The organism is Mycolicibacterium chengduense, from assembly GCF_033741155.1.
GTDB lineage: Bacteria > Actinomycetota > Actinomycetes > Mycobacteriales > Mycobacteriaceae > Mycobacterium.
On the sequence record NZ_JAWQNH010000005.1, the window covers coordinates 143,466 to 158,971 of the forward strand.

The 15,506-nt window shown below is 68.5% G+C and carries 12 protein-coding genes; 10 read left to right on the forward strand and 2 right to left on the reverse strand.

All coding sequences use genetic code 11. From position 1 onward, the window contains the following. Positions 1–37 precede the first annotated feature (37 nt). Positions 38–1,666: an acyl-CoA carboxylase subunit beta gene (locus SBI67_RS19245; RefSeq protein WP_318982109.1), complete on the reverse strand. Its 1,629-nt coding sequence runs from the start codon at positions 1,664–1,666 to the stop codon at positions 38–40. Between the two features lie 122 nt (positions 1,667–1,788). On the opposite strand from SBI67_RS19245, the gene casI reads away from it, so the two are divergent. From casI to SBI67_RS19275, 6 genes are all read left to right on the forward strand, one after another. Beyond that, entirely contained in the window at positions 1,789–3,423 is a 1,635-nt protein-coding gene (casI, locus tag SBI67_RS19250; RefSeq protein WP_318982574.1) for a steroid-22-oyl-CoA synthetase, read from the forward strand. Between the two features lie 296 nt (positions 3,424–3,719). Then, positions 3,720–4,895, forward strand: a complete 1,176-nt coding sequence (locus tag SBI67_RS19255) for a glycosyltransferase (RefSeq protein WP_318982110.1) — start codon at positions 3,720–3,722, stop codon at positions 4,893–4,895. An 83-nt stretch (positions 4,896–4,978) separates the two neighbouring features. Next, the gene (locus SBI67_RS19260; protein WP_318982111.1) at positions 4,979–5,656 is read left to right on the forward strand and encodes an acyltransferase; all 678 of its coding nucleotides are present in this window, start codon (positions 4,979–4,981) and stop codon (positions 5,654–5,656) included. Further along, entirely contained in the window at positions 5,656–6,771 is a 1,116-nt protein-coding gene (locus tag SBI67_RS19265; protein ID WP_318982112.1) for a glycosyltransferase, read from the forward strand. Before SBI67_RS19260 ends, SBI67_RS19265 begins: the two co-directional genes overlap by 1 nt. Further along, the gene (locus SBI67_RS19270) at positions 6,764–7,948 is read left to right on the forward strand and encodes a polysaccharide biosynthesis protein (RefSeq protein ID WP_318982113.1); all 1,185 of its coding nucleotides are present in this window, start codon (positions 6,764–6,766) and stop codon (positions 7,946–7,948) included. The genes SBI67_RS19265 and SBI67_RS19270 overlap by 8 nt, the downstream gene beginning before the upstream one ends. Next, complete coding sequence (locus SBI67_RS19275) at positions 7,945–9,117, forward strand: glycosyltransferase (protein WP_318982114.1); 1,173 nt, start codon at positions 7,945–7,947, stop codon at positions 9,115–9,117. The genes SBI67_RS19270 and SBI67_RS19275 overlap by 4 nt, the downstream gene beginning before the upstream one ends. Before the next feature lie 7 nt (positions 9,118–9,124). Here SBI67_RS19275 and SBI67_RS19280 read toward each other — a convergent pair whose 3' ends face one another. Further along, positions 9,125–10,594, reverse strand: coding sequence for an O-antigen ligase family protein (locus tag SBI67_RS19280; protein WP_318982115.1), 1,470 nt, complete (start codon positions 10,592–10,594; stop codon positions 9,125–9,127). Positions 10,595–10,777: 183 nt separating this feature from the next. Here SBI67_RS19280 and SBI67_RS19285 point away from each other — a divergent pair, with 183 nt between their 5' ends. From SBI67_RS19285 to SBI67_RS19300, 4 genes are read left to right on the forward strand one after another with little or no spacing between them, the layout of a single operon-like run. Beyond that, complete coding sequence (locus SBI67_RS19285; RefSeq protein WP_318982116.1) at positions 10,778–12,223, forward strand: tyrosine-protein kinase domain-containing protein; 1,446 nt, start codon at positions 10,778–10,780, stop codon at positions 12,221–12,223. A gap of 4 nt (positions 12,224–12,227) precedes the next feature. Further along, positions 12,228–13,484, forward strand: coding sequence for a lipase family protein (locus tag SBI67_RS19290; RefSeq protein WP_318982117.1), 1,257 nt, complete (start codon positions 12,228–12,230; stop codon positions 13,482–13,484). Next, positions 13,481–14,215 carry a YveK family protein gene (locus tag SBI67_RS19295; RefSeq protein ID WP_318982118.1) on the forward strand — a complete coding sequence of 245 codons (735 nt, stop codon included), beginning with the start codon at positions 13,481–13,483 and terminating at the stop codon, positions 14,213–14,215. Before SBI67_RS19290 ends, SBI67_RS19295 begins: the two co-directional genes overlap by 4 nt. A 13-nt stretch (positions 14,216–14,228) precedes the next feature. Then, positions 14,229–15,482 (forward strand): lipase family protein, encoded by a 1,254-nt coding sequence (locus tag SBI67_RS19300; protein ID WP_318982119.1) that lies wholly within the window; start codon positions 14,229–14,231, stop codon positions 15,480–15,482. The last annotated feature ends 24 nt before the right edge of the window (positions 15,483–15,506 follow it).

Here is a 15,506-nt window from a genome sequence, read left to right on the forward strand (position 1 = left end):
TTCGCCCCGCTCACAGACGTTGAATCGTTCGCCCCGCTCACAGTGGAATGTTCCCGTGCTTCTTCGGCGGAACCGAGCTGATCTTGCGCTCCAGCAACCGCAGCGCGGTGGCCACGTAACCGCGGGTGTGCGACGGCGGGATCACCGCGTCGACGTAACCGCGCTCGGCGGCGACGTACGGGTTCACCAGGGTGTCCTCGTAGTCCTGCTGCAGTTCCAGCCGCAGCGCGTCGACATCCTCGCCCTTGGCGGCGGCGTCCTTGAGCTGCTGGCGGTACACGAAGCCGACCGCGCCGGAGGCACCCATGACGGCGATCTGAGCCGTCGGCCAGGCCACCACCACATCAGCGCCCATGTCCTTGGAGCCCATCACGCAGTACGCGCCGCCGTAGGACTTGCGGGTGATCACGGTGACCTTGGCGACCGTCGCCTCACCGTAGGCGTAGAGCAGCTTGGCGCCGCGCCGGATGATGCCGTTGTACTCCTGGTCGGTGCCGGGCAGGAAGCCGGGCACGTCGACCAGCAACACGATCGGGATGTTGAAGCAGTCGCAGGTGCGGATGAAGCGCGCCGCCTTCTCCGAGGCGTTGATGTCCAGGCAGCCGGCGAACTGGGTGGGCTGGTTGGCCACGATGCCGACGGTGCGGCCGTCGACCCGGCCGTAGCCGATGATGATGTTGCCGGCGTAACCCGCCTGCACCTCGAGGAACTCGTCGTCGTCGAGGATGCGCGAGATGACCTCGTGCATGTCGTACGGCTGGTTGGGCGAATCCGGGATCAGGGTGTCGAGCTCGAGGTCTTCGTCGGTGAGGTTGTCCTCGATGGCGCCCGGGTGCGGCGGTGCTGCGAACCGCGGCGGGTCGGCGTAGTTGTTCGACGGCAGGTAGCTCAGCAGGTCCCGCACGTAGTCGAAGGCGTCCTGCTCACCGGAGGCGACATAGTGGGCGGTGCCCGACTTGGCCATGTGGGTGTGCGCGCCACCCAGTTCCTCCATGGTGACGTTCTCGCCGGTGACGGTCTTGATGACATCCGGACCGGTGATGAACATCTGGCTGGTCTGGTCGACCATGACGATGAAGTCGGTCAGCGCGGGGGAGTAGACGTGCCCGCCGGCCGCCGCACCCATGATCAGCGAGATCTGCGGGATGACGCCGGAGGCCAGGATGTTGTTGCGGAAGATCCGGCTGTACAGGCCGAGCGAGACCACGCCCTCCTGGATGCGGGCGCCGGCGCCGTCGTTGATGCCGATGAGCGGGCGGCCGGTCTTGATGGCCAACTCCTGAACCTTGACGATCTTCTCGCCGTAGACCTCGCCGAGGCTGCCGCCGAAGACGGTGGCGTCCTGGCTGAAGATGCACACGTCGCGGCCGTCGATGGTGCCGTAGCCGGTGACCACGCCGTCCCCGACGGGGCGGTTGTGCTCCAGACCGAAGTTGGTGCTGCGGTGCTTGGCCAGGGCGTCGAGTTCGACGAACGAGCCCTCGTCGAGCAGCGCCAGCACGCGCTCACGCGCGGTCAGCTTGCCCTTGGCGTGCACCTTCTCGACTGCCGCCTCCCCGACGGGGTGCTGCGCCTCCTCGGCGCGCTTGCGCAGGTCGGCCAGCTTGCCGGCGGTGGTGTGGATATCGACTACGTGATCTGCCGCCGGTTCAGTAACGCTCGTCATGGGACACGATGCTAGCGGCACTTCTAAGAACTGCATAAGAGAGGTGCGACTTTTGTCACTGTGTCGCCCTCGGCGGTGAAGCTGTGTCGGTGCCGCCCGTCGTCCGTGACTCCATCGCCGCCATGCTGCTCGACCGCGTCGGTGACCACCGGCTCGGCCTGCGCACCAGAGAGCGGGACTGGTCCTGGGATGAGGTGGTCGCCGAGTCCGCGGCGCGCGGCGCGCTGGCACAGTCGTTGCGCCGCGCGGAGCCGTTCCACATCGGGGTGTTGTTGGCCAACGTCCCGGATTTCGTGTTCTGGCTCGGTGGTGCCGCGCTGGCCGGGGCCACCGTGGTGGGGATCAACCCGACCCGCGGTGATCGCGAACTGGCCGCCGAGATCCGGCACGCCGACTGCAGGCTGATCGTCACCGACCGCGCGGGGGCCGACCGGCTGCGCGGACTGGACCTCGGGCTGGAGCCGGACCGGATCCTGATGGTCGACACCGCCGAGTACGCCGCCCTCGTCGACACCCATCGGGTGCCACCGGCCGCCGCGCCGGGCGTGGCTGCCGACAGCCTGTTGCTGTTGCTGTTCACCTCCGGCACCACCGGCGCCGCCAAGGCCGTGAAATGCAGCCAGGGCCGGCTGGCCCGGATCGGCTACGCCGCCGTGCAGAAGTTCGGGCACCACCGCGACGACGTCGACTACTGCTGTATGCCGCTGTTCCACGGCAACGCCATCATGGCGCTGTGGGCGCCGGCGTTGGCGGTCGGCGCCACGGTGTGCCTGACGCCCGCGTTCTCGGCGTCGGGGTTTCTTTCCGACGTGCGGTATTTCGGGGCGACGTTCTTCACTTACGTCGGCAAGGCGCTGGGCTACCTGATGGCCACCCCCGAGCGGCCCGACGACGCCGACAATCCGCTGCAGCGCGGTTTCGGGACCGAGGCGTCGCCCGCCGACCAGGCCGAGTTCCGGCGTCGGTTCGGTGCGCAGTTGTTCGAGGGGTACGGCTCCAGCGAGGGTGGCGGCGCGGTCGTCCTGGCGCCCGACGCGCCGCCCGGAGCGCTCGGCCGGCCGGCTCACGCGGGCGTGGCGATCGTCGACCCGCAGACATACGAGGATTGCGCCCCAGCGGTTTTGGACGACCGCGGGCGGGTGCTCAATCCGGATGACGCCGTCGGCGAGATCGTCGACAAGTTCGGTACCCGCAGCTTCGAGGGTTACTACCGCAATGACGACGCCGACGCCGAACGCATCCGCAACGGCTGGTACTGGACCGGGGACCTGGGGTATGTCGACGCGGCGGGGTTCCTCTATTTCGCGGGGCGGCGCGGGGACTGGATCAGGGTCGACGGTGAGAACATCTCGGCGTTGACCATCGAACACGTGCTGCGCCGGTATCCGGCGGTGGTGGCCGCCGGAGTCTATGCGGTACCCGATCCGCGTTCGGGTGATCAGGTGATGGCGGCGATCGAGGTGGCCGATCCCGGCCGGTTCGACGTCGCCGCGTTCGCCGAATTCCTCTGCGGACAAGGGGATCTGGGGTCCAAGGCGGTGCCGCGCCTGCTGCGGGTGTCCGTCGAACTGCCCGTCACCGGTTCCAACAAGGTGCTCAAACGCGAACTGCAACAACAACGTTGGCGCACGGAAGAGACGGTGTACCGGTGGGCGGGACGCGCCGGGGCGGGGCTGCAGTACCGGCTGCTCGACGCGGCAGACAAGCAGTCCCTGGACGCCGAATTCGCCGCCCACGGCCGGCAGCGCCACCTCTGAGTGCGTGCAGCCGGTCGGGCCATCCCGAGCGGGCAGGGGGTTTGCGTGATCAACTATCAGCAACGTCGTAAGTAACCGATCCGATGCCGATGACGGAGGACAGTGCCGGTGAAACCGCTGGGCGGCGATCGAACCTTCGGCCGGTCGGCTTTGCTGTCGAATATTAACGGGATTGGTAACATACCGCTCGACAGGCTCGTGCGGGCCGGCCGGAGCCGGTGCGCCGTGGGTATCGCCGATCCAGTGTTGAGGACATATGCACCAGCCAATGGCAGGCAGGATTGCTCGTGGAACCGATGGCTGAGGTGAGGCGCAGGTTCGACGGCGTCGACGGGCCCAAGGTGGCGATCGCGCACGACTACCTGACCCAGCGCGGCGGCGCCGAGAAGGTCGTCCTCTCCATGAGCCGGGCGTTCCCGGACGCGCCGATCTACACGTTGCTGTACGACCCGGAGCACACCTATCCCGAATTCGCCGATCGCGACGTGCGGGTGTCCGGCGTCAACCGCATACCGCTGTTCCGTCGCAACCACCGGCTCTCCCTGCCGGTGCTGCCGGTAGCGGCGTCGTCGATGTTCGTCGACGCCGATGTCGTGGTCACCAGCAGCAGCGGCTGGGCGCACGGTTTCCGCACCAACGGGCGAAAGCTGGTGCACTGCCACACGCCGGCGCACTGGCTGTACGCGGCCGAGTACTACTTCAAGCCCGACGGGGACCGGCTCAAGCGCGCGGTGCTCAAGACCGGCGCCCCGTATCTGCGGTCGTGGGACCGCCGCGCCGCCCGAACCGTGGATCGCTACCTGGCCGTCTCGACCACCATCCGGGACCGGATCAAGGATGCCTACGGCATCAGTGCCGATGTGCTGCCGTCCCCGGTGGCCATCAAGCAGACCTCCACGGTGGAGCCGGTCGCCGAGGTGGCGGACTGGGCCGGCGCGGACGGCGACTCCTTCTATCTGTGCGTGTCCCGGCTGCTGCCGTACAAGAACGTCGAGGCCGTGATCCGGGCGTTCGCGGGGTCGCAACGCCGCCTCGTGGTGGTGGGGCACGGTCCGGAGGCCGCGCACCTCGAACGGATCAAGACGCCGAATGTGGCGATGCTGTCCGCGCTGACCGACGCCCAGATGGCCTGGCTGTACCGCTCGTGCAATGCGCTGATCGCGGCCAGTTACGAGGACTTCGGCCTGACCCCCATCGAGGCGGCGGTGTGTGGCCGGCCCAGCATCGTGCTGCGCTGGGGCGGCTTCCTGGACACCGTCATCGAGGGCACCACCGGGGTGTACTTCGACCGGCCCGAACCCGACGCGATCGCCGGCGCGCTGGACCGATTCGAGGCCACCGACTTCGATCCGGACACGCTGCGCGCCCATGCCGACCGGTTCACCGAAGCGCGCTACGCCGAAGCGCTCTACGCCGCGGTCGACGAACTGGCCGGGCAACGCCACGGCGCCGGCCGGGATGTCGATCGGTGAGCAAGCTGTAACGACTCGACGGGCGGCGCTGCCGCCCGGATGGCTATGGTTGTGACGCAAATCCCCGAAGGAGTTAACCGCCCATGACCCGTGAACCCGCGTCGGCCGATCCCGCCGATGTCGCCCGTAAGCATGCGGCGGCCCCCGGCTTACGGACCCCGCCCGATCCCGTCTGGGTGCTCAACGACGAGGGCCGGGTCGTCGACTACAAGATGCAGGGCATGACCCGCGGCCGCAAGATCCGGAACCGGCTGGGCGAGTTGATCTTCAACAGCTTCATCACCTTCATCCCGTCGCACACCATCCGGCAGGGCTATCTGCGTCTGATGGGCGCCAAGATCGGCAAGAACTCGTCCATCCTGCGCGGCACCACCGTGCTGGATATCGAGTTCCTCACCATCGGCGACGGCGTGGCGATCGGGTTCCGCTGCCTGCTGGATTCGCGTGCCGGGCTCTACATCGGCAACAACGTCACCGTCGCCAGCGACGTGCACTTCATCGGCGGCGGGCACGACATCAACCACCCCGACTTCCTGCCGGTGCCGATCCCCACCGTCGTCTGCGACTACGTGTGGATCGCGTCCCGGGCCATGGTGCTGCCGTCGCTCATCGGCCGCGGCGCCGTGGTGGCCGCCCACGCGTTGGTCAACAAGGACGTCGGTGAGTTGGAGATCGTCGGCGGCGTCCCGGCCAAGGTCATCGGGAAACGCGACGCGGACGCCCTGAAGTACGAAAACAAGCACCGGCCGCTGTTCTACTGATGGCCGCGTTCGCCGATCACCGGCTCGTCTTCATCGCACCGGCCGAGGGCCAGACGGCGGTGGGCGACTATGCCGAGGACCTGGTCACCGCGCTGCGACCGCATTTCGGGGAGATCGCCGAGCACCGGACCCTGGGGCCGGGTGGTGACAGCCTGGCCGACCTACGCCGGCACCGTGCGCAGGTGCGCCGGCTGATCGCCGAGGGGCCGCCGGGCCGGACCCTGGTGCACGCCGAACTGTCCACCGGGGTGCTGCCGACGTTCTGGTCGGTGGCGGGTATCGACGGTGTGCCGGTGACAGCGACCGTGCACGACCCGCCGCAGGGTCTGTGGTTTCTCGGCCGCACCCGTTTCATCGCCAAATCCCGGCTGCTGACCCACGGCATCCACTACCCGCTGCGGCCGGTGTCGCGTGCCATCGAGGGCGCGGTGCACGGCGAGCGGACCCTGATCGCGCTCACCGAGACCGGCCGGCAGTCCATCGAGCGCACCTATCCGCGCACCAGCACCGCGTTCATCCCGCACCTGGTGCGAGACCGGCCGGCCATCACGCCGGCACAGGACCGTCCCAAGGCGGTCGGATTCTTCGGATTCGTCTACCGCGGAAAGGGATTCGAGGAGATCGCCCGTATCCGCGCGGAGCTGCCCGACGACATCCTGATCCGGGTGGCCGGCCGCGGGACCGAGTCGCTGCCGCGTGCCGACGGTATCGAGATCCTCGGCGGGGTCGACGGCGCCGCCGAGGACGCCTTCTTCGCGTCGGTGCGGGCCATTGCGCTGCCGTACGGCAAGCGGCACTTCTACGCCGAGACCTACCCGGCTTCCGGGGTGGTCGCCCACTCCATGGCCTACAGCACACCGGTGGTGTGCACCGGTTACGGCTCGCTGGCCGAACTCGGCACCGCCGACGGGGTGGTCACCGTGCCACCCGTGGAGGGGGAGGTGGCCGCCGGTCTGGCCCGCGAGATCACCGCGCTGCTGAACGACCGCGATCGGCTCACCGAGCTGGGCCGCAACGCCGACCATGCCCGGCACGCCCGGTCGGCCGCGCGCACCGCCGAGGCCTTCGTGGACCTGTGGTCACGCACCCTGGCCGGGCAGCCGGAAGATGCCTGAGCCGGCACCCGAGCAGGTCGCGCCCGGGCCGCAGGAGCACGCTCCGACCTCGCGGCACCTGATCCAGACCCTGTGGGCAGTGTTCTGGCTGTACGGCGGCCGCGGTGTCGGGCTGCTGTGGACCGTCCTGCTGATCGGCCACCTCGGCGTCGCCGACTACGGCCGCTACGGCATGGCCTATGCCTGTTTCTCCCTGATCGGGCCGCCGCTGGACAATCCGTTCGCGGTGCGGTCGGTGCGTGAGTCGCAGGAACGCTTCCTCGCCGAACGCACCACCCGCTACCTGCTCGGCGTCGCGCTGATGGTGGTCGGCGCCGCGCTGATCCAGGTCAACTACATCGCCTGGTTCGGGTTGTTCGTGGCCGGCGGCGAGATCGCGCTGAAATCGTGGCAGAGCCAGGCCGCCAGGGACGGCCAGCCGCAACGTGTCGCACAGATCGACACCTTCCGTCAGGTGGCCAGTGTGGTGATGGCCGCCGGCTACCTGTTCATCGCCGACGAGCCGACGCTGCAGGCGGCCAGCCTGTGGTTGGTCTCGCCGTATGCCGTCGCCGCGGTGGGCATCGCGTTCGTCGTGCCGCGGCACCGCCCGGGACTGCCGGGCTCGCCCAAGCTGATCGCCATCCTGGTGGGTGAAACCCTGGGCCTGGCCGCCTATCTGCAGGGTGACGTGCTGTTGCTCGGCTGGCTCACCAACGACACCATCGTCGGCTACTACGCCATCACCACCACCGCCACCATTGCCGTGGTCGCCGTCGGACAGTCCTTCGGGATGTCCTACAACCACACGCTGCGGGCGGGGGAGGGCGACCTGTCGGCCGGGCCGCCGCTGAAGAGCACGCTGATTCTCGGTGCGGTGGCGGGGTTGTTGATCCTGCTGGCCGGTATCGGGCTGCTGATCTCGCCGGCGCCCGAACAACTGGCGGTGGCGATGCTGGTGATGTCGCTGTTCTGCGCCATGCGCACCATCAGCTCGGTGTTCCAGGCGGTGCTCTACAACCAGCGCCGCGACGGGATCCGGCTGGCCGCCAACCTCGGCTTGGTCCCGGTGAAGTTGGGTTTGGTCGCGCTGCTGGTCGGTGCGGGCGCGGTGGGCGCGGCCATCGCCACCGTCATCACCGACGCCATCCTGCTGGCCATCTACGCCCGCGTGCTCTACCGGAAAGTGGATCGGTGACCAACCCCAGAACCAGACCCGACGCCGAAGTCACCTTCCTGCTGTCCAAGGATCCTTCGGTCGAGCACGGCGGTGACGTCGAGCTGTCCCGGCTGGTGATGGGGCTGGCGGCGGATTCCTATGCGGTGTCGGCGATCTGCTTGTCGCACCAGCCGCCGGGCCGGCTGGACACCGATATCGTCGCCGGCGGCCTGCCGCTGACCCGGGTGCCCAAGTCCGGGGTGCGGCCCGTGCGGCTGCTGATCGACGCCGCCCGCACCCGGCGCAGCCTGGCCCACGTCCGGTTCGACAACGACGAGTTGGTCCGTGCCATCGACGCTTCGACGGCGGGCATCTTCGTCGCCGAGCACAGCTACATGGCCGAATCCTTCTTGCGCAGCCGGCATTCCGGTTCGGCCCGGTTCGTGGTCAACACTCATGTCAGCGAGTCGCTGGTGTGGCGGGCCAGCCGTGGCCTGCTGGGCCGGCTGCAGGTCGGGCAGCTGCTGCGCGACGAGCTTCGGGTCGCGCGCGCCGCCGACGCGGTCGGCACCTTCGACGCCGACGAGGCCGAGTTCTACCGCGGCCACGGGGTATCCGACGCCCGCTGGCTGGATCTGACGCTGCCCCCGCTGGCTCAGGTTGCGGTCGCCGACACCCCGCCCCGGCTGGTCCTGATGGGTACCCGGGATTGGCCGCCGAACCAGGAGGCGTTCCTGGAAGCCCTGCGGCTGTGGCCGCGGATCTGCGCGGGCATCCCCGGCGCCGAGCTGTGCGTGATCGGCGCGAAACACTCCAAGGCGCCGGATCCGCACTACCCCAGCGGAGTTCGCGATCTGGGATTCGTGGACGACCTGCCGGCGTTCCTGGCCACCTGCCGGTCGCTGATCGCCCCGATCAGGACCGGGGGCGGCGTGCGCGTCAAGATCCTGGACGCCGCCAGGATGGGACTACCGGTCGTCGGCAGCACCCCCGCGGTCGGATCACTCGGGTCGCTGCTGGATCTGCGGGTGTACGACGACGACGAGGCGTTCATCGCCGAATGCCGGCGCTACCTCCTCGACGCCGATGCCGCCGCGGACGCCGGCGACCGGCTTTACCGGCTGAACCGTCAATATTGGGAGCAGCGCCGCCCGCACCGGGCTGTCGAGGGATTGTTGTCGGGGGCGATACCGGCACAGGCCGGCTGATCCGCGGCTAACCCGGAGCCCGCGCCGGGGTCGCGGCGGCCGGGATCTGCACCGCGGCCGGGGCGGTTTGGACCACTTGCGCCGTTTGCCGGAGTTCGTCGGCGTAGGCCAGGAAAGTCAGGAAGATCGTGTACAGGAACACGATCTGCGGGATGACCACCACGGGGTGATCCAGATTCAGCGCGACAACCGAGAAAGCGATAAAGACACCGCCATACAGGGCGCCGGGTAACCAGTTTGCTCGCAGCAGCCGGAATCCGATCACGCAGCCGATGATGACCACCGTGATGAACGCGATGCCGACAAAGATGCCGGCGCGGTGGATGGCGATCAGCGGAGCATTCGAGACGAAATTCTGGATAAATGCGTAGGCGCCGTCTTTGAATTCGCGCTGCGACCAACCCCAGCCGAACAACCAATGTCCACTCATTCGGCCGGGGAATTCACGGATCGAGTCGACGCGGTCACTGGCGCCGGCGTCATTGGAGCCCAAAGTGCCCAAAAGTCGGGTGCGTACCGACGGCACCAGCATGGCCGTCGTGAAGGCCACGATGAGTGCACCCACCAACAGCTGACGGTCCCGCGAGCGCATCTTGTGGAACAGGAACACCAGGGCCACGCCGACCAGGGTGGTCACGATCGCCGACCGGCTCAGGGTCAGGGCGATGGCCAGGCCGAGGATGGTCACCGCCACCGCCCGCTGCCAGCCCACCAGCAGGATCGTCGCGATGACGAAGGCGATCACCAGACCGATGCCCGCGGCGTTGGGATCCAGCCACAGGCCGCCCAGACGGGTGAAGCTCTGACTGCCGGCGCCGACGGCGAACCGGTCGGTGCGCGGCAGATTCGAGACACCACCGGTGAAATAGAAACGCTCGGTGTTGGCCACGGCGTAACCGAATAGCCGAAATGGCTGCAGCAGCATCTGATTGGAGCCCAATGCCACCGACGCGATACCGAAAGCGGCGTTGAATGTCGCGGCATAGACGAAGATGCGGCCGAATTTGGCGAGATGTTCGGCAGGCAGGGCGAGCAGCGCGAAGAACGCCGACGTGGCGATGGCCCATTTCGTGTAGTCCATGACATTCACGATCGAGGTGTAGGTGCACACCATCGCGATGCCGGAGACGATCACCAGAACCAGGACCGCCTTGGCCAGTGTCGGCCACCGCTTGGTCGCGGTGGGGTGAACCCACGCGGCCAGCAACGCCCCTGCGGCGAACGGAAGGTACAGCGGCACGTGCACACCGGGGAAGTAACCGAACGGCAGCGCGCCGATGGCAATCGCCATGCCCCAGTACAACCACAGGGGGTGGCGCAGCCCGATGTAGACACCGACGGCGACCGCCAGCAGCGCGGCGACGCCCAAGATCGCGATTTTCCCGCCGACCGCGGCGGCGGCACCGACCGCCGCTGCCAACACAATGATTACGGCGCCGACGAGCACATCGCGCCGGGATATCGCGCCCAGATTCATTTCGGACCCGCCCTCATCCGGCAATGATGTCTACTGCATTGTTGCACCCGCCACGCATTTAACTATCCTTGCATTGGTTTCGCTGGACGTGCCACCAGGGTGCGGCCGGCATCTGGTGTGCAACCTTGTCGTGGACGCTATCGTTGCACTGTTGTCTCGACTGAGAGCGAATGGGAGTGCTTCTTGGCCATCGGTGATTACCTGCGCATTTTCCGCAGGCTGTGGTGGGTGGTTGTGGGGGCGCTGGCAATCGGAGCCGTGGTCGGGTACCTGACCACCTTGTTTGCCACACCGCAGTACGCATCGACCGTCCGACTGTTCGTGACGACCCAGAGTGGCACCTCGGTCGGGGATGCCTATCAGAACAACTTGTTTTCGCAAGAACGCGTCTTCTCCTATGCCGGCCTGGCCACCAGTGAGCAGGTCGCCGTCCGCGCCGTCGACCAGCTGAAGGCGCCCATCACGACCGACGAGCTGCGCGCCAAGATCACCGCGGTGCCCATGCCGCAGACGGTGCTGCTCGACGTCACGGTCAAGGACGCCGACCCGGCCGCCGCGCAGCGGTACGCCAACGCCGTCGCCGATCAGCTGGTCAAGGTGACCGCCGAGCTGGAGACCTCACGGCGCGGCGGCGAGGCCGCGGCCGGCGCGGTGATCGTCGACGAGGCCAGCTACGGCACCCTGGTGCCGTCGATGGGCCTGGCCACCCGGATCGCGGCCGGTGCCGTGGGAGGTTTGCTGGTCGGGGTGCTCATCGCGCTGGCCATCGGGGCCTCGGACACCAAGCTGCGCCGCCGCGAACGCGTCGAGGAAGTCTCCGGTGTCGCCCTGCTCGGCACCCTGATCGAGGACGACAGCCGCGACGGTGTCGTCGATATCGCCGCGGGCGGGCCCGCCGTCGAACGGTTGCGGGAACTGCGTACCAACGTTCAGTTCGCCCGCACCGCGGGTGGACAGCAGCCCAAGGTCATCGCCGTCACCAGCCCGTCCCCGCAGGACGGCCGGTCCTCCACCGCGGTCGACCTGGCCGCGGCGTTCGCCGAGGCGGGACACTCGGTGCTGCTGGTCGACGGGGACCTGGTGAACCCGTCGCTGCCGGCGCTGCTGAAACTGCCGCCCGAGGACATCACCCGCGCCGGAGCCAGCGGCTTCACCACCCTGGTTGCCGGCCAGCACGACATCTCCGAGACCGTCATCGACGTCCCCGATCACGGTTTCTCGCTGCTCGCGGCCGGACCGGTGCCGACGGTGCGCGGTGAGCTCTGGGGTGACGACGCGGTGCCGCGGGTGCTCGAGGTGCTGCGCAGGCATTTCGACTACGTGATCATCGACACCCCGCCGCTGACCAAGTACGCCGACGGCGCGGTGGCCGCGGCCCTCGGCGACGGGGCCCTGGTGCTCGGCCGGATCGGCCACACCAAATCCTCGGCGCTGCGCAAAGCCCTCAAGGTGCTCGACACCGCCCACGCCGGAGTGCTCGGTGTGGTGGCGACCTGTGAACCGGGCCATCGCCGGGAGCTGTCCGGGCATCGCAAGCAGCAGAACGCCGCCGGTGACCAGGGTGCGTCACAGGACGGTCCTGACGAGGACGGCGCACGCCACCTCGCCAAATCGCAGACCACAGGTTAAGTCGGTGTCCAGGCTGGTATCGCGGACGACTGCCTTGCTGGCGGCCGCCGCGTCGGTGGCGTTCCTGGTGTCGGCGTGCGCGCCGGCCGCCGCGCCCCCGCCGCCGGACGAGACACCGGCGATCAAGACGCTGACTCCGCCGTTCAACGGCAAGCCGCGCCTGTCCCCGCCCGATATGACCGATGACGGGCCCGGGTCGCTGATCTCGGTGGAGCCGCTCAAGGGTGCCGACCTGCTCGACCAGGACGACGCCACCTACATGCGGGTCGTGTACCGGTCCACATCCGGGGTCGACGGGTCGCCGACCCAGGTGTCCGGTGCGGTGGCGATCCCGCCGGGCAACCCGCCCAAGGGCGGCTGGCCCATCCTGGCCTTCGGTCAGGGCACCAAGGGTGTGCTCAACAAGTGCGCCAGCAGCCTGTACGGCAGTCTGCCGCTGAATCAGTGGACCATGTCGGTGTTCGTCCAGGCCGGATTCGCGGTCGCCGTCACCGATTTCCAGGGCGCCGGGGTCGAGGGCTTCCAGCATCCGTTCCTGGACGCGAAGACCTACGGTTTCAACGTGATCGACTCGGTGCGCGCGGCCCGCCGGGTCGGCGCGGACCTCAGCGACAAGTGGCTGGGCTACGGGCACTCCGCCGGTGGCCTGGCGGTCTGGGCGGCCGCCGAGCAGGCGCCCAGCTACGGCAAGGGGCTGGACCTGCTCGGCACGGTGTCGATGGCCCCTGCCGCGGATATGTCCGGCCTGGCCGACGCGGCCTGGAACGAGACGCTCACCCCGGATCAGCGGATCACCATGGTGTTCGCGCTGCAGTCGCTCAAGTGGTTCCACCCGGAGATGGACCTGGACGCCTACCGGCGTGGTGCGACCGCACAGAACTGGGACGAGCTGCTGGACTGCATCCCACCGAACTTCGACGACATCGCGCGCGTGCGGGCATTGATGACCAACGCCGATCTGAAACCGGCCACCTATGAGGACGTGGTGTGGCTGCGGGACCGGCTGCAGGAGTTGGCGGTGCCGCAAGCGCGCATCGAGTCGCCGATCATCGTCGGCTACGGCACCCAGGACACCTTGGTCAACGAGAAGTGGTTCGAACGGGCCTTGGACCGGGCCTGTGCGATGGGCAGCCCGATGGAGATCAGGAAGAACCCCGGGAAGGGGCACGCCGATCTGGACAGCGGGTACACGCTGCCCTGGCTGATGGACCGGCTGGCCGGTATCGCCCCGCCGCCGGATGATTGCGCGGGCCGAAGTTGAGAGCCCCGGCCGAGGTCCCGCGGTTCCGCGACTACCTGTCGATCCTGGCCGGCGGCTGGCTGGTCATCCTGCTCGCCACGCTGGCCTCGGCAGGTGCCGCCTACGGGGCGCAACAGCTGCTGCGCGACCGCGACTACGAGGCGTCGTCATTGCTGATGGCGCAGGTGGCCGGAGACCCGGCCACGTTCGCGGCGTACGCCGGCGGGATGGGCGCCAACGCCCGTATTGCCACCTATGTGGGGCTGGCGAAGTCCGACCTGGTGGCCCGGCGCACCATCGATCAGATTCCGGGCCTGGGGATGACGCCGGAACAACTGGTCGCCGAGACCTCGGCCACCTGGGAGCCCGGCGGGGTGAACCGGTTCGGCCGGCCCAACTCGGCCCTGCTGCGGGTCACGGTCACCGATCCGGATCCGCGCCGGGCCGTCGGCTTGGTCAATGCGGTGTCGGCCAACCTGATGGCCATCTCGCGGGAGCTGGAATGGACCCAGTCCCAGCCCACCGACCCGATCCAGTACACCGGCCCGGTCGCCGAACTGGTGCCGGTGGATGCCGCGACGACGGCCACCAGGGTGCCCGCGCCGATGCTCAAGGGTGTCGCGGTGGGCGCCGGGGTGGGTTTCGCGCTGAGCCTGATCCTGGTGCTGGCGGTGGGGATCACCCGGGACACGGTGCTGACCCCGGCACAGCTCGATCACATCGCCAAACAGGCGATGTCCGGTAACGCGTAGGAGAGAGTTGCGGATGCGACGTTGGAAGTCCGCGGTGGCGGTACTGGCTTCGGTGGCGTTGGCCTCCGGCCTCATCGCGGGCTGCTCGCAGGCCAAGCCGGCGTCGCCGCCCGCGGGCTCGGGGGAGCCGTCGATCCAGCTGCCGGGAGATTATTCGGGGTCCGGCCCTGGCACGCTGATCAGCGCCACCAAATTCGACACCATCGACCGGCGCATGCTGCGGGTCTCGTCGGTCGCGGCACGGTTCACCTACACCTCCACCTCGGGTATCGACGGCAGCCCGCAGGTGGTCTCCGGCAGCGTCTTCGCGCCCAACGGCACACCGCCGGACGGCGGCTGGCCGGTCATCGTCTTCGGGCACGGCACCACCGGCGTCGAGCACGACTGTGCTCCCTCGTTGTCGCCGACCCTGTTCGGGTTCTCCGATGCGGTCCGAGCGCTCATCCAGCTGGGCTACGTCATGGTGGTGCCCGACTACCAGGGCCTGGGTACCGACGGCACCTATCACCCGTATCTGGACGCCGCGACCGTGGGCCACAACATGATCGACGCCGCGCGGGCGGTCCGTAAGCTGGTGCCCGACACCTCCGGCAAATGGGTGGCCTTCGGCGTCTCCCAGGGCGGCCAAGCCTCTTGGGCGGCAAACGAATTGATCAACACCTACGGAGCCGGTGACACCCGCCTGGTCGGTTCGGTGAGTGTGTCCCCGGCGGCCGATGTGACGGGTCTGGCCGACGTCGCCGCCGACGGCAAGCTGACACCGCAGCAGGCTGTCGCACTGGCGTTGTTCCTGCGCGCGCTCAAGAACCAGGTGCCCACCCTCAACCTGGACGACTACCGCAGGGGTCTGGTCAAGGACAACTGGGACCTGCTGACCGGTTGTTCGGACGCCGACGCGCAGAAGCGCCTGGAGATCGCCAACCAGGTGCAGCCCGACGACCTGCGGCCGGCCACCCCGCAGGCCACCGACGAGTTACGCGGTTACCTGAACCGGATGAGCGGGCTGCCGCGGTTCCAGGCCAGCGCTCCGATGCTGATCGTGCATGGTGACGCCGACGAGACGATTCCGGTGCAGTGGACTGAGGACGCCGTCAAGCGGGCCTGCGATCTCGGGGACACCTTGGCCTCGTTCATCGCGGCCGGGCGCCATCACGGTGATTTCGATCCGATCGTGGCGCTGGACTGGGTGCAGAAGCGGTTCGCCGATGTCCCGGCCGACAACACGTGCACCGTCGAAGGTGGTCCGTCGATACTGAAGACCACCTGAGACCCGGACGCGACGACCCGGAGA

Coding starts and splice junctions, on each gene's coding strand:
- SBI67_RS19245 (WP_318982109.1), bottom strand. CDS start 1,666: ATGACGAGCGTTACTGAACCGGCGGCAGATCACGTAGTCGATATCCAC.
- casI (WP_318982574.1), top strand. CDS start 1,789: ATGCTGCTCGACCGCGTCGGTGACCACCGGCTCGGCCTGCGCACCAGA.
- SBI67_RS19255 (WP_318982110.1), top strand. CDS start 3,720: ATGGCTGAGGTGAGGCGCAGGTTCGACGGCGTCGACGGGCCCAAGGTG.
- SBI67_RS19260 (WP_318982111.1), top strand. CDS start 4,979: ATGACCCGTGAACCCGCGTCGGCCGATCCCGCCGATGTCGCCCGTAAG.
- SBI67_RS19265 (WP_318982112.1), top strand. CDS start 5,656: ATGGCCGCGTTCGCCGATCACCGGCTCGTCTTCATCGCACCGGCCGAG.
- SBI67_RS19270 (WP_318982113.1), top strand. CDS start 6,764: ATGCCTGAGCCGGCACCCGAGCAGGTCGCGCCCGGGCCGCAGGAGCAC.
- SBI67_RS19280 (WP_318982115.1), bottom strand. CDS start 10,594: ATGAATCTGGGCGCGATATCCCGGCGCGATGTGCTCGTCGGCGCCGTA.
- SBI67_RS19300 (WP_318982119.1), top strand. CDS start 14,229: ATGCGACGTTGGAAGTCCGCGGTGGCGGTACTGGCTTCGGTGGCGTTG.